General features: G+C 71.8%; 15 protein-coding genes. 5 read left to right on the top strand and 10 right to left on the bottom strand.

All coding sequences use genetic code 11. The features are described from left to right. Positions 1 to 14: 14 nt before the first annotated feature. Together ACWEJ6_RS02210 and ACWEJ6_RS02205 are read right to left on the bottom strand one after the other, a co-directional pair. Positions 15 to 503: a hypothetical protein gene (locus tag ACWEJ6_RS02210; protein ID WP_452420652.1), complete on the bottom strand. Its 489-nt coding sequence runs from the start codon at positions 501 to 503 to the stop codon at positions 15 to 17. 98 nt (positions 504 to 601) lie between these two features. Next, positions 602 to 1375, bottom strand: a complete 774-nt coding sequence (locus ACWEJ6_RS02205; RefSeq protein ID WP_452420650.1) for a helix-turn-helix transcriptional regulator — start codon at positions 1373 to 1375, stop codon at positions 602 to 604. Positions 1376 to 1493: 118 nt separating this feature from the next. Between ACWEJ6_RS02205 and ACWEJ6_RS02200 the strand changes: the two genes are divergently transcribed. The 3 genes from ACWEJ6_RS02200 to ACWEJ6_RS02190 all read left to right on the top strand — a co-directional run bounded on the left by ACWEJ6_RS02200 (position 1494) and on the right by ACWEJ6_RS02190 (position 3807). Beyond that, positions 1494 to 2012 (top strand): DUF2231 domain-containing protein, encoded by a 519-nt coding sequence (locus ACWEJ6_RS02200; protein WP_452420648.1) that lies wholly within the window; start codon positions 1494 to 1496, stop codon positions 2010 to 2012. Between the two features lie 64 nt (positions 2013 to 2076). Beyond that, positions 2077 to 2523, top strand: coding sequence for a hypothetical protein (locus tag ACWEJ6_RS02195; protein ID WP_452420646.1), 447 nt, complete (start codon positions 2077 to 2079; stop codon positions 2521 to 2523). 60 nt (positions 2524 to 2583) lie between these two features. Beyond that, positions 2584 to 3807 carry an NAD(P)/FAD-dependent oxidoreductase gene (locus tag ACWEJ6_RS02190; RefSeq protein ID WP_358288870.1) on the top strand — a complete coding sequence of 408 codons (1224 nt, stop codon included), beginning with the start codon at positions 2584 to 2586 and terminating at the stop codon, positions 3805 to 3807. 49 nt (positions 3808 to 3856) lie between these two features. Here the strand turns inward: ACWEJ6_RS02190 and ACWEJ6_RS02185 are convergent, their stop codons facing one another. The 4 genes from ACWEJ6_RS02185 to ACWEJ6_RS02170 all read right to left on the bottom strand — a co-directional run bounded on the left by ACWEJ6_RS02185 (position 3857) and on the right by ACWEJ6_RS02170 (position 6090). Further along, complete coding sequence (locus tag ACWEJ6_RS02185; protein WP_387671196.1) at positions 3857 to 4177, bottom strand: hypothetical protein; 321 nt, start codon at positions 4175 to 4177, stop codon at positions 3857 to 3859. A gap of 161 nt (positions 4178 to 4338) precedes the next feature. After that, positions 4339 to 5427, bottom strand: a complete 1089-nt coding sequence (locus tag ACWEJ6_RS02180; protein WP_358288864.1) for a Zn-dependent alcohol dehydrogenase — start codon at positions 5425 to 5427, stop codon at positions 4339 to 4341. A gap of 22 nt (positions 5428 to 5449) precedes the next feature. After that, a complete protein-coding gene (locus tag ACWEJ6_RS02175; protein ID WP_352324009.1) occupies positions 5450 to 5641 on the bottom strand; it encodes a ferredoxin in 192 nt (63 codons plus the stop codon). Beyond that, positions 5638 to 6090 carry a pyridoxamine 5'-phosphate oxidase family protein gene (locus ACWEJ6_RS02170; protein WP_352324010.1) on the bottom strand — a complete coding sequence of 151 codons (453 nt, stop codon included), beginning with the start codon at positions 6088 to 6090 and terminating at the stop codon, positions 5638 to 5640. The genes ACWEJ6_RS02175 and ACWEJ6_RS02170 overlap by 4 nt, the downstream gene beginning before the upstream one ends. 85 nt (positions 6091 to 6175) lie before the next feature. On the opposite strand from ACWEJ6_RS02170, the gene ACWEJ6_RS02165 reads away from it, so the two are divergent. Continuing rightward, complete coding sequence (locus ACWEJ6_RS02165) at positions 6176 to 6805, top strand: class I SAM-dependent methyltransferase (RefSeq protein ID WP_364330959.1); 630 nt, start codon at positions 6176 to 6178, stop codon at positions 6803 to 6805. On the opposite strand, the gene ACWEJ6_RS02160 is transcribed toward ACWEJ6_RS02165, so the two are convergent. From ACWEJ6_RS02160 to ACWEJ6_RS02145, 4 genes are all read right to left on the bottom strand, one after another. Beyond that, positions 6802 to 7770: a DUF1702 family protein gene (locus tag ACWEJ6_RS02160; protein ID WP_387671195.1), complete on the bottom strand. Its 969-nt coding sequence runs from the start codon at positions 7768 to 7770 to the stop codon at positions 6802 to 6804. The two genes, ACWEJ6_RS02165 and ACWEJ6_RS02160, sit on opposite strands and share 4 nt — an antisense overlap. 155 nt (positions 7771 to 7925) lie before the next feature. Continuing rightward, positions 7926 to 8981: a prenyltransferase gene (locus ACWEJ6_RS02155; protein WP_397210871.1), complete on the bottom strand. Its 1056-nt coding sequence runs from the start codon at positions 8979 to 8981 to the stop codon at positions 7926 to 7928. Continuing rightward, a complete protein-coding gene (locus ACWEJ6_RS02150; RefSeq protein WP_352324013.1) occupies positions 8978 to 9688 on the bottom strand; it encodes a class I SAM-dependent methyltransferase in 711 nt (236 codons plus the stop codon). Before ACWEJ6_RS02150 ends, ACWEJ6_RS02155 begins: the two co-directional genes overlap by 4 nt. Before the next feature lie 47 nt (positions 9689 to 9735). Further along, entirely contained in the window at positions 9736 to 11007 is a 1272-nt protein-coding gene (locus tag ACWEJ6_RS02145) for a glycosyltransferase family 4 protein (protein ID WP_387671191.1), read from the bottom strand. A gap of 266 nt (positions 11008 to 11273) precedes the next feature. Between ACWEJ6_RS02145 and ACWEJ6_RS02140 the strand changes: the two genes are divergently transcribed. Beyond that, positions 11274 to 12302: a GDP-mannose 4,6-dehydratase gene (locus ACWEJ6_RS02140; RefSeq protein ID WP_358288852.1), complete on the top strand. Its 1029-nt coding sequence runs from the start codon at positions 11274 to 11276 to the stop codon at positions 12300 to 12302. The last annotated feature ends 22 nt before the right edge of the window (positions 12303 to 12324 follow it).

Below are 12324 nucleotides of genomic sequence, written 5' to 3'. Positions count from 1 at the left end.
GTAGGGCCCGCTGGTCACGGGCCGGGCGACCGCGCGTCCGGCCCGTGCCGGGCGTCCGGGGCGGGCCGGCGGGCGGTCATCAGCCCGACGATCATGATCAGCCCGCAGACGAGGAACGGCCAGCCGTACGGTCGTCGTGGCGCCCAGCCGTCGAAGGTGGTCGCCACCCCCACCAGCGTGACGGCCGCCGCCGCGAGCCACCCGAGTGCCCGCCCGGCCACCCGGGCGCGCAGCCACGCCAGCAGGATCGCCAGGACGATCCCCGGCCAGGCCATGAGGACGAAGTCCCAGACGTGGGCGGGCCCCGGCGCGTGGGCGCGGAGCGCGCCGTTCAGCGGGCCGGCGGCGAGGTAGAGCGGGAAGGCCAGGACGGCCATGGCCAGGTCGCCGTACATGCCGTCGCCCAGGCGGCCGTCCTGGGTCAGCCAGGTCAGCGTGAGCACCGCGGCGGCGTACGCGAACGCCGCCGACAGTTTCTGGACCCTGGCGATGGCTGCGATCATCGGACGCCTTCCCCTGCCACGTCACCGCTCCGGCGGTCCCACGGTAGAGCGCCCGGCGGGCCGTGGCCGGGCCCATGGGAAACCCTTGCCGGAACCGGTCAGGACCCTGGCGGAGCGGGTGGCGGGCCGTCACCGTCCTTGGCGCACGCCGGCGCCTCCGCCGCCGCGCCGCCGGGGTCCTGCGGGACGCCCAGCTCGACGCAGCAGTGACCCGGCCGCGGGATCAGGGTGGCCTGGACGGCCGGGGCGTCGAGGCCGTCGAGGAACCCGGCCAGGAACGCGTGGTTGATGCCGCAGACCAGCTCGGGGGCCTTGGCGGCCAGGGGATGGAAGGGGCAGTTGCGCAGCCGGACCAGGGTCGGCGTGTCGCGGCTGGGCTCGAAACCGTGGCGTTCCAGGACCTGCTGGGCGCAGGTCAGGGCGCGCTCGGGGCCGAGCCGGGCGCCGCGCAACCCGGCGCGTTCGGTGTGGCCGAGGTCGTGGCCGCGCTCGCGGGCCAGGCGGCGGGCCGCCTGACCGGCGCTCTCGCCGGGCGTCTCGGCCAGCACGGCGTCGAGCAGGATGTCGGCGAGCAGGACGGGTTCGCGCTGGGGGATGCTGACCTGGACGTCGAGGTCGGAGGGTTCGTACACCTTGGGGGCGCGGCCGACGCGGCGCAGCCCGCCCGGCTGTTCGTAGCGGGTGGCGAGCAGCCCGGCGTCCACCAGTTTGTCCAGGTGGAAGGCGGCGAGCTTGCGGGAGATCCCGACGCTCTGGGCCGCCTCGTCGCGGGTGACGGCCCGCCCGGCGCGGCGGATGAACTCGTACATGCTGCGGCGCAGATCGTCGCTGAGCGCGGCGACCGCCGCGAGGCTCGTGGAGTCGGACGTCACGCATCCACCTTAACGCCTAGAAAACTTGTGAAACATCTGAAGCCATGGCTTTGTGCTGGGGAGGTTGACGCCGCTGCCGAATATGTCCAAGACTTGTTGGTGAAATAGGAGGTGGGTCATGGACGAGCTGACCGACCGGGCCAAGCGGCCGGTGACGGCGCTGGCGGGCCCGTACGGGCATCCGGCGCACCCGATCCTGGTCACGGTGCCGATCGGGGCATGGGTGGCCAGCCTGGTCTTCGACGTCGCCTCCCACGTGGTGTCGCCGGGCGGCTTCCTGGCGCAGGGGTCGGTCTGGCTGATCGCCCTCGGCGGCCTCGGCGCGCTGGCCGCCGCCTGCGTCGGGTTCCTGGACCTGTTCGCCATCCCGCCCCGCACGCCCGCCTTCCGCACCGGTCTGGTGCACATGGCGCTCAACCTGGCGGTCACCGCCGGATACACGGCCGGGTTCGCCTGGCGGCTGGGCGGCGGGCCGCCGGGGCCCGTGCCGGTGGGGCAGATCGTGCTGTCGGCGGTGTGCCTGGCCGTGCTCGCGGTGTCCGGCTACCTGGGCGGCAAGCTCGCCTTCCGCTACGGCGTACGGGTCGCCGGCGAGGACACCCAGGCCGAGGGGTTCACCACCACCCCGCCACCGTGAGGCGCCGCCTTCGGACACCCGCCATCTGACATACGAACGGCTCATCCTGGAAAGAAGGAAGATCGTGGAGATCGCGGCACTGATCACCTGGCTCGTCACCGCCGTCGGCGGCTTCTACATGCTCGGCACCTGGATCGCCCGCGGCGGCGTGGCCCAGCAGAAGGCCGGCGAGTCCCGGCTGCCCGCCCCGGTGCTCTTCGGGCACTTCCTGCTCGCCGCGGCGGGCCTGGTCGTGTGGATCATCCACCTGTTCGCCGACGCCCGTGGGCTGGCCTGGCTCGCGTTCGCGCTGCTCGTGCCGGTCGCGCTGCTCGGGTTCGTCATGCTGGCGCGGTGGATCCCGGTCCATCACGCGCGCGTCGCCCGGCTCGGCTCCGGCCCGGCGGCGGCCGGCTCGCCGGTTCCGGCCGAACGGCAGTTCCCCGTCGCGGTGGTGGCGGGTCACGGGCTGTTCGCGGTCGTGACCGTCGTCCTGGTGCTGCTCACCGCGCTCGGCGTGGGCGGGAGCTGACGTGCGCCGCGATCACCACGCCCTTCGCCCAGGAACCGGACAGAAAGAGGAGATCCGACCATGCCTGCACCCGCGACCATCGTGATCGCCGGCGGCGGCCTCGCCGCCGCCAAGGCCGCAGAGGCCCTGCGCGGCGAGGGCTTCGACGGCCGGCTCGTGCTGGTCGGCAGGGAGACGCACCTGCCGTACGAGCGGCCGCCGCTGTCCAAGGACTACCTCCAGGGCGCCGGCGAACGCGACAAGATCTTCGTCCACGACCGTTCCTGGTACGACGAGCACGACGTCGAGCTGCGGCTGGGCGTCGAGGTCACCGGCATCGACCCGGCCGGCCACCGGGTCACCCTGAGCGACGGCGAGCAGCTCGGCTACGACCGGCTGCTGCTGGCCACCGGCTCCCGTCCGCGCCGCCCGGACCTCCCCGGGGCCGACCGGCCCGAGGTGCTGTACCTGCGTACCGTCGACGACAGCGAACGCCTGCGCGCCACCCTGGCCGGCGCCGGCCGCGTCGCGATCCTCGGGGCCGGCTGGATCGGCCTGGAGGTGGCCGCCGCCGCCCGCGCCGCGGGGGCCGAGGTCACCGTGATCGAGACGGCGTCCGCGCCGCTGCTGCGCGTGCTGGGGCCGCACGTCGCCCAGGTGTTCACCGCGCTGCACCGCGAGCACGGCGTGAACTTCCTCTTCGACGCCCGTCCCGCCGAGATCACCGGCTCCGGGGTCCTGCTCGCCGACGGCGCCCACGTCGAGGCGGACGTCGTCGTGGCCGGCGTCGGCGCCGAACCGGACACCGACCTCGCGCGGGCCGCCGGGCTGACCGTCGAGGACGGCGTCAAGGTGGGGGCCGACCTGCGCACCTCCGACCCCGACATCTTCGCGGCCGGCGACATCGCCAACGCCTACCACCCGCTGCTGGGACACCACGTCCGGGTCGAGCACTGGGCGAACGCGCTCAACCAGCCCGCCACCGCCGCCCGCGCCATGCTTGGCCGGGCCGGCGACTACGACAACCTGCCCTATTTCTTTACCGACCAGTACGACCTGGGCATGGAGTACGTCGGCCACGTCCCGCCCGGTCGCACGCCCGACGTCGTGGTCCGCGGCGACCTGGACGCCCGCGAGTTCATCGCCTTCTGGCTGGACGAGCAGGACAGGGTGCTGGCCGCGATGAACGTCAACATCTGGGACGTCACCGACCACACCCAGGCACTCATCCGGTCCCGCAAGCCCGTGGACCGGGCCGCGCTCGCCGACCCCGGCACCCCTCTCGACCAGCTCCTGCCCTCCTGACGCCGGAGGCGGCACGGGACGGTCGGTCCCGTGCCGCACCGGAGGAGGGTCAGCGCACGACGCGGCAGACCAGGGCGTCGGAGGCGCCGCGCAGCGCGGACATCACCACGTCCGTGGTGAGGAACTTGCAGGCCAGGTACGGGTCACCGGAGCCCGCGTACGTCATCGGGCCGGGGCCGCCGGTGTAGCAGCGCAGGCCGCCGGACTCGTAGAAGCCGATCCACGAGGACGAGCTGACCTTGGCGTGACAGTAGTCGCCGATCGAGACCGGCCCGAAGGTCACGTCCACGACGGCCGCCTGGGCGGGCGCGGCGAGGGCGAGCAGGCCGGCGGCGGCGAGGGAGAGCAGGGCGAGGCCGCGACGAAGCATGGATACTCCTTGGGGGGTGGTGGGCACTCAACCCGGAGTATCTGTTAGGAAACTTTCCTTAGCAATGCCTTGGCGAAGAGCGTGCGACCGGTTCGGCCGATCGCGGCCCGACCTGCCCGGGGCCGGAGAGCGGAAGCCCGTTCTCCGGCCCCGGGCCGGGGTCAGTCCATGATGACGATCTGGCGGAGCACCTCGCCGCCGCGCAGGGCCGCGACGGCGTCGTTCAGGTCGCCGAGCCGGATGCGGGCGCTGATCAGCGACTCCAGGTCGAGCTGTCCCGCCTTGTGGAGCTTGGCGAAGTAGGGGAAGTCGTGCCGCACGTCGGCCTCGCCGTACAGGCTGGACAGCAGTCTCTTGCCCTCGAACAGCAGGCTGAAGGCGGAGATGGAGACCATGTCGTCCACCGCGCCGGCGCCCACCACGATGACGTCGCCGCCCGCCCGGGTGAGCTGCCAGGCGCTCTGGATGGTCGCCGACTTGCCGACGACCTCGAAGCCGTAGTCGAAGCCGCTGCCGCCGGTCAGCTCGTTCAGGGCCTCGGGAACCTGCTCGGGCGTGATCGCGTGCGTCGCGCCGACCTTCTTGGCCAGGGCGTGCTTGGACTCCAGCGGGTCGACGGCGAGGATCGTCCTGGCGCCGGAGACGCGGGCGCCCTGGATGACCGACAGGCCCACGCCGCCGCAGCCGATCACCACGACCGTGGAGCCGGGACGCACCTTGGCGGTGTTGATCGCGGCGCCCACGCCGGTCGTGATGCCGCAGCCGATCAGCGCCGCCGCCTCCCACGACACGTCGTCGTCGATCTTGATCGCGCCCTGCCAGGGCACGATGACCTCCTCGGCCCAGGTGCCGCAGCCCGCCATGCCGAACGCCGTCGCGTTGTCGCCGCCGAAGCGGAAGTTGCCCTTGCTGAAGGACTCGATGACGTACTTCATGCACATGTACGGCTGCCCGCCCACGCACAGGTCGCAGGACTGGCAGGCCGGCCGCCAGCTGATCACGACGTGGTCGCCCGGCGCGACCGACGTGACGTGCTCGCCCACCTCGACCACCTCGCCCGCGCCCTCGTGGCCCGGGATCAGCGGCACCGGCTGCGGGAGCACGCCGGACATGGCCGACAGGTCCGAGTGGCACACGCCCGTGGCTCTGATCCGTACGCGGACATCGGTCGGCCCGACGGGGGCCAGGGTGATGTCGTCGCGGATGTCCAGCTTGTCGTTGCCTACGGCGTGCAGGATCGCGGCGCGCATGGGGTTCCTCCTCCGGCTACGGCTAGTCCTCTAGCGACAGGGCGGCTTTCGGGCAGGACCTGACCGCGCTGCGGACGCGGTCCTGCATCTCGGGGGGTGGTTCGGGGAGCAGGATGTGCAACTGGTCGTCGTCGTCCACCTCGAAGACCTCGGGGGCGAGCCCCATGCACACGGCGTTGGCCTCGCAGACCAGTTCATCGACCTTGACCTTCATGTGAGCCTCCTGTGATCCCATGAGACCACTTTGGTGCGCTCGACGACGTAGGCGATGCGTTTTCTGCCGGTCTGCTCGACGTAGGGGGTGAGCAGGTCGTCCGGCACGCCCGGCGTCATCCTGCGCGCGATCATCATGCCGATGGCGAGCACCCGGTCCCGGTCGTCCACCTGCTCGGCCACGCCGTACACCAGGACGCCGCGGAGCTGGTCGTAGTCGTCGCCCGCCTCGACCAGGCAGCTCACCCGCGGGTCGCGGGCCAGGTTGCGGGCCTTCTGCGCCTTGCCGTACGTCCAGAAGGCGATGCGGCCCTCGTCCAGCCCGTAGAACATGGTCACCAGGTGCGGTGTCCCGTCGGGATTGATGGTCGCGAGCTGGACCTTGCGCGAACCCTCCAGGAACGCCGTGACCTCGTCGTCGGACATCGCGATGCGAGCGCGCTGATTCACGTGCCAAGTAGAACAGGTTGCAAAGAAGCACGGCAAGAGGTCCCTGGAATGTTGTTCGGTTCGGCTAGGGTGCATGCCTATGACGATGCCGCCGGAGCTGCTGCAGGCAGCGGAGCACGCCAAGGGATTCATGCCGCCGAAGGAGGGTCTGGCCCTGTTCGAGGCGGCCTGCCGGTACGGCGGCCTGGGGCCGCTCTGCGAGATCGGCACCTACTGCGGCAAGTCGGCGATCTACCTCGGCGCGGCGGCCCGGCACACCGGCTCGGTGGTCGTCACCGTCGACCACCACCGGGGCTCGGAGGAGATCCAGCCCGGCTGGGCCCACCACGACCCGGCCCTGATGGACCCGCGCTTCGGGCGGATGGACTCCCTGCCCTTCTTCCGCGCCGCCATCGCCGCCGCCGGGCTGGAGGAGGAGGTGATCGCCGTCGTCGGGCGGTCCGACCGGGTGGCCGCGTTGTGGAACACGCCGCTCGGCCTGCTCTTCATCGACGGCGGCCACTCCGAGGAGCCGGTGACCCGCGACTACGAGGGCTGGGCGCCGCACGTCATGGAGGGCGGCGCGCTGGTCTTCCACGACATCTATCCCGACCCGGCCGACGGCGGGCAGGCCCCCTACCGGGTCTACCTGCGGGCCCTTGAGTCGGGCGCCTTCCGCGAGGTGTCGGCCGAGGGCTCGCTGCGCGTGCTCGAACGCGTCGGCCGGGGCGTCTAGCGCCGGTGGCGGCGGTTCCACGACCGGCGGGTGTGGGCCTGCCAGCGCTGGAAGTCCTCGTGGGTGTGGGCGTCGTGGCCGAGGGCCAGCAGCGCCTGGTCGGTCCAGGCGGCCGCCTCGTCGGGCGCGGCGTCGGCCAGGATCGGCACGGCCAGCCGCGTGTGGTCCGGCAGCGCCCCCGACCGCAGCCGCGCCGTGACCGCGAAGGCGCAGCCCTGGGCCAGGTGGGCGCGGAAGCCGTCGGCGCCGGCGTGCTCGGTCAGCCACCACAGCTCGTCGCTGTCGGCGCCGCCCGTGTACGTGGCCGCGAACCCCACGCCGCTCCACAGGTCGGCCCGCCGGCTCGCCGGGAAGCCCGCGATGCGCGCGCCGACGTCGTCCGGCGAGGCGCAGTCGTGGTACCACAGCAGCCGGCCGAGGCCCTGGTCGAAGACCGCGCAGTGGGCGCGGGTGAGCAGGTCGGGCATGCTCCTGCGGCCCACCATGCGGTCCGCGCGCGACAGGCTCCACTGGAAGCCGAACCCGTCCACGGCCAGCCAGCGCATCAGCGGGTGCGCCCGCCGCGCGCCCCAGACCGGACGCAGCCGCAGCAGCGCGTAGCCGCGTCCGGCGCCGACGTACGCGGCGTGGCGGTGATGCTGGGCGGGGCCGGCCAGTAGCTCGTGAAGGCGCCGGCCCCGGGTCAAGGTGAGCAGGTCGAGCACGGTGCAGGCGGCCGCCGCGCCCTCGTGGCCGAACGGCCGCTGCTCGGGTGAGAGGTCTTCGATCTTCTCGACTTCCCGCGACATGACCGCGTTGAAGCCGAACACGTACGACTGCTCGGAATCCGTGAAGACCGTCCGGGGAGCGCCGGGGCGCAGCCGGAACCTGCGCCGGCCCAGATCGGACTCCGAAGGATCCTTGGCCAGAAACCTCCGCAGCCCCCTCGCCGGGGACAGTGTCGGCTCGATCCTGACCTGGTCCAAGAACGCTGTTGTGCCCGTGTCGCCCACGCTTCCCCCGAAGACGCCTCCTACGGCCAGACACGAAGCTAGTAACCCCATTGCGCCGTTCACCGGCGGCGCACCGGATGTCCCCGGCAAAGAACCCGCAAAAGCCCTTGCGCCGACGCCGCGCGGGATCAGCCGGGAGGCGCCGACCTGAACGACTGACGCTCCACGCACCCGCACGCCTCCGGATCCGACACCGACGTGCCCGCGATGTCGCGGAACAGCCCGGAACCGGGGGACAGGCGCTGCAACGCGTCCGCGGCGAGGATGGCCGCGGCCGCGGTGTAACCGGAGCGCTCGTGCGGGAAGTGCTTGCGGTTGACGAACTGCCAGCCGGTCCAGTACGAGCCGTCCTCGTGGCGCAGGTGCTGCACGTCGGCGAAGAGCGCGGCGGCCCGCGTACGGTCGCCCATGGCGTCCAGGGCCAGCACCAGCTCGCACGTCTCGGCCCCGGTCACCCACGGCTGGTCGGACACGCACCGGATGCCGAGCCCCGGCACCACGAACGTGGACCACTCGCGCTCCAGCAGCTCGAACGCCTGCCGCCCGCGCACCGCGCCGCCCAGCACCGGGTAGTACCAGTCCATCGAGAACCGGCTCTTGTCGGCGAACGCCTCCGGGTGCGCCGACAACACGTGGGCCAGCCGGTCGGCGGCCAGCTCCCAGTGCGGCTGCGGGTCGCCCAGGTGGTCGGCGAGCAGCACGCCGCAGCGCAGGCCCTGGTGGATCGAGGAGCACCCGGTCAGCAGCGCGTACGCCGCCGCGCGGCCGTGGGCGTCCCGCTCCCAGACGATCTCGCCCCGCTCGGTCTGCAGGCCCACCACGTAGTCGAGCGCGGCCTTGACCATGGGCCAGTGGCGCTCGGCGTGCTCGCGGTCGCCGGTGACGAGAAGGTGGTGCCAGACGCCGGCGGCGACGTAGGCGGCGTGGTTGGACTCGCCGCCCGCCTCGGTGGCCACGCCGTCCAGCAGCTTCATCGGCCAGGAGCCGTCGGGGCGCTGGTGGCGGGCCAGCCACTCCCAGCCGCGCCGCACCGGCTCGGTCAGCCCGGCCACGGACATGCCCATCAGGCACTCGACGTGGTTCCACGCGTCCACGTGCCCCTCGGGCCAGGGCACGCCGCCGTCGTCCTGCTGGATGGCCGCGATGCTGAGGGCCGTGCGGACGACCTCCTCGCGGGAGATCATGGCTTCTTGACGTAGAGGACCACGCTCTTGCCGATGAGCGGGTTGAGCAGCGCCTCGGCGATCCTGGTGGCGGCCGGGCGCTTCATGATGTCCCACACCAGCAGCTCGTGGTACGCCTTGGCGACCGGGTGGTCGTCGTTGTTGACGCCCACCGCGCACTTGATCCACCAGTACGGCGCGTGCAGGCCGTGGGCGTGGTGGTGCGGGCCGATCTCGAAGCCGACGGACTTGAGCTTGGCCGACAGCTCGGCCAGCGTGTAGATCCGCACGTGGCCGCCGGGGGCGGTGTGGTAGTCCTCGTCCAGGGCCCAGCAGATGCGCTCGGGCAGGAAGCTCGGCACGGTGATCGCCGCGGTGCCGCCCGGCTTGAGCACGCGGAAGATCTCCCGCATGGCGGTCATGTCGTCGGGGATGTGCTCCAGCACCTCGGCCGCGATGACCCGGTCGAAGCCGCCGTCCTCGAACGGCATGTCCAGCGCCGTGCCCTGGACGGTCTCGCCGGTCGCGCCCAGCGGCACCTCGCCCGCCTTGTCCATCGCCACGAACATGGCCGCCACGTTGTCCAGCTCGGCCTGGTCCATGTCGAAGGCGACGACGTCGGCGCCCTGGCGCAGCACCTCGAAGGCGTGCCTGCCGCCGCCGCAGCCCAGGTCGAGCACGCGCACGCCGGGGCCCACGGGGAGCCGGTCGAAGTCCACGGTCAGCACTTTGTCGCTTCTCCTTGATCAGCTCTTGGGGGCTTTGCGTTCGGGGGTCAGCGGCGGGCCTTGTGCGCCGCCATCGCCTCGCGGTACGCCTCGACCGTCCGCTTGGCGACGACGTGCCAGGTGTAGCGCTCCATGACCCGGTCGTAGCCGGCCCTGCCCACCCGCTCGCGCTCCTCGGGGGAGTCGTGCAGGCGGCGCAGCACGGCCGCCAGCTCCTCGGCGTCGCCCGGCGGGACCTGGACGGCCGCGTCGCCCACGACCTCGGGCAGCGCGCCCGTACGGCTGGCCACCAGGGGCGTGCCGCAGGCCATGTGCTCGACGGCGGGCAGCGAGAAGCCCTCGTACAGCGAGGGGACCACGGAGATCTCCGAGGTGGCGATCAGCTCGCCCAGCTCGTCGTCGGAGATGCCGTGCACGAAGCGCACCCGGTCCTGCAGCGACAGCTCCTGGACCAGCCGCTCGGTCGGGCCGCCGGGGGTCGGCTTGCTGACCACGGTCAGGTTCACGTCGCGTTCGGTGGCGAGCTTGGCGACCGCGCGCAGCAGCGTGGCCACGCCCTTCATCGGCGAGTCCGCGCTGGCCACCGCGACGATCGAGCCCTTGCGGCGGGGCTTGTCCGGGCGCGGGTGGAAGTAGCGGGTGTCCACGCCGAGCGGGATCAGCCGCATGTTGGCCTGCGGGACGTTGAAGTCCCGGTGGATGTCGGCCAGCGACGACTCGCTGACGGTGAGGATCGGGCTGAGCCTGGGGGCGACGCGGGACTGCATCTTCACGAACCCGTACCAGCGGCGCATGGTGAGCTTCTTGTAGCCCGTGGCGGCCTCCAGCTCGATCCGCCGGTCGACGCTGATCGGGTGGTGGATCGTCCCGACCACGGGGAACAGCTTCTGGATGCCGAGCAGGCCGTAGCCGAGGGTCTGGTTGTCCTGGACGACGTCGAAGTCGCCGACGCGCTTCTTCAGCTCGCGGTAGGCGCGCAGGGTGAAGGTGAGCGGCTCGGGGAAGCCGGCCGTCCACATGGTGCCGACCTCCAGGAGGTCGATCCAGTCGCGGTACTCGGCCAGCTTCGGGGTCCTGAACGGGTCCTCGTCCCGGTAGAGGTCGAGGCTGGGCACCTCGCGCAGGACGACGCCCTCGTCCAGCTCGGGGTAGGGCGGTCCGGAGAACACCTCGACGTGGTGGCCGAGCGCGACCAGCTCACGGCTCAGGTGCCGGAGGTAGACGCCCTGCCCGCCGCAGGTGGGCTTGCTGCGATAGGACAGCAGCGCGATCCGCAGCGCCTCGCTCACGGACACCCCTTTCTCCGCCGGTAGGCCCATGTTTTCTGCGGTAAGGCCCCAAGAGGCGGGCGTGTACCGTGAAAGATGACCTTAGTCCGAGAAGGCTACCATTCGGTAGGTCACCTGGAATTGTTCACAACAGTCTCCACAGGCCGTGCGAACTGCGACATTAAGGTAACCGAGCGTGGTTCGGTGGAACAGGTTCTAGTGGGCTTTGGTGCTGCGTCCAGGCGCTTAGCTGTACATTCCCGTCCCAAAGGGACGCGGTGCGGGCCACCGTACCTACGTGATAGTTGGAGGACCCCTTGGCCAGGCGCGCTCTGATCACCGGCATCACCGGCCAGGACGGTTCCTACTTGGCCGAGCACCTGCTCGACCAGGGTTACGAGGTGTGGGGGCTGGCCCGCGGGCAGGCGAACCCGCGCGTCTCGCGCATGCGCAAGCTGCTGGCCGACGTCCAGGTGGTGCGGGGCGACCTGCTGGACCAGGGGTCCTTGATCTCCGCGGTGGAACGCGTTCAGCCCGACGAGGTGTACAACCTGGGGGCGATCTCGTTCGTGCCCATGTCGTGGGAGCAGGCCGAGCTGACCGCCGAGGTGACCGGTATGGGCGTCCTGCGGATGCTTGAGGCCATCCGGGTGTGTTCGGGCGTGTCGCGGGGCGGGGGATCGTCGTCCCCGGGGCAGATCCGCTTCTACCAGGCGTCGTCCTCGGAGATGTTCGGGCAGGTCACCGAGACCCCGCAGAACGAGCGCACCGCCTTCCATCCGCGCTCGCCGTACGGGGTGGCCAAGGCGTACGGGCACTTCCTCACGCAGAACTACCGCGAGTCGTACGGGATGTTCGCGGTGTCGGGCATCCTGTTCAACCACGAGTCGCCGCGGCGCGGCGCGGAGTTCGTCACCAGGAAGGTCACCCTCGGGGTGGCCCGGATCAAGCTCGGCCTGGCCACGGAGCTGCGGCTGGGCAACCTGGAGGCGCGCCGCGACTGGGGCTACGCGGGCGACTACGTCAAGGCGATGCACCTCATGCTCCAGGCCGCCAACCCCGAGGACTACGTGATCGGCACCGGGCGGATGAAGTCGGTGCGGGAGCTGGTGGAGGCCGCCTTCACGGCCGCCGGGCTGGACTGGGAGCGGCACGTGGTGGTCGACCAGGGGCTGCACCGCCCGGCGGAGGTGGACCTGCTGTGCGCCGACCCGAAGAAGGCGCGGGCGCAGCTCGGGTGGGAGCCGCGGGTGTCGTTCGACGAGCTGGTCGCGATGATGGTCGAGAGCGACCTGCGCCTGCTGTCCGCCGGCGGCGACCCCGACCAGGACAGCTCCTGGCCCTAGAGCCGGTTCCGCCCCCCTGGCC

Source organism: Nonomuraea sp. NPDC004702, assembly GCF_053601695.1.
Note: the sequence above shows the minus strand (reverse complement) of the source record. Positions and strands in the feature narration are given on the sequence as shown.

What these genes read in the sequence shown, in the direction of transcription:
- ACWEJ6_RS02210 (WP_452420652.1), bottom strand. Translation starts at nt 503, where the DNA reads ATGATCGCAGCCATCGCCAGGGTCCAGAAACTGTCGGCGGCGTTCGCG.
- ACWEJ6_RS02200 (WP_452420648.1), top strand. Translation starts at nt 1,494, where the DNA reads ATGGACGAGCTGACCGACCGGGCCAAGCGGCCGGTGACGGCGCTGGCG.
- ACWEJ6_RS02190 (WP_358288870.1), top strand. Translation starts at nt 2,584, where the DNA reads ATGCCTGCACCCGCGACCATCGTGATCGCCGGCGGCGGCCTCGCCGCC.
- ACWEJ6_RS02185 (WP_387671196.1), bottom strand. Translation starts at nt 4,177, where the DNA reads ATGCTTCGTCGCGGCCTCGCCCTGCTCTCCCTCGCCGCCGCCGGCCTG.
- ACWEJ6_RS02180 (WP_358288864.1), bottom strand. Translation starts at nt 5,427, where the DNA reads ATGCGCGCCGCGATCCTGCACGCCGTAGGCAACGACAAGCTGGACATC.
- ACWEJ6_RS02175 (WP_352324009.1), bottom strand. Translation starts at nt 5,641, where the DNA reads ATGAAGGTCAAGGTCGATGAACTGGTCTGCGAGGCCAACGCCGTGTGC.
- ACWEJ6_RS02165 (WP_364330959.1), top strand. Translation starts at nt 6,176, where the DNA reads ATGCCGCCGGAGCTGCTGCAGGCAGCGGAGCACGCCAAGGGATTCATG.
- ACWEJ6_RS02155 (WP_397210871.1), bottom strand. Translation starts at nt 8,981, where the DNA reads ATGATCTCCCGCGAGGAGGTCGTCCGCACGGCCCTCAGCATCGCGGCC.
- ACWEJ6_RS02145 (WP_387671191.1), bottom strand. Translation starts at nt 11,007, where the DNA reads ATGGGCCTACCGGCGGAGAAAGGGGTGTCCGTGAGCGAGGCGCTGCGG.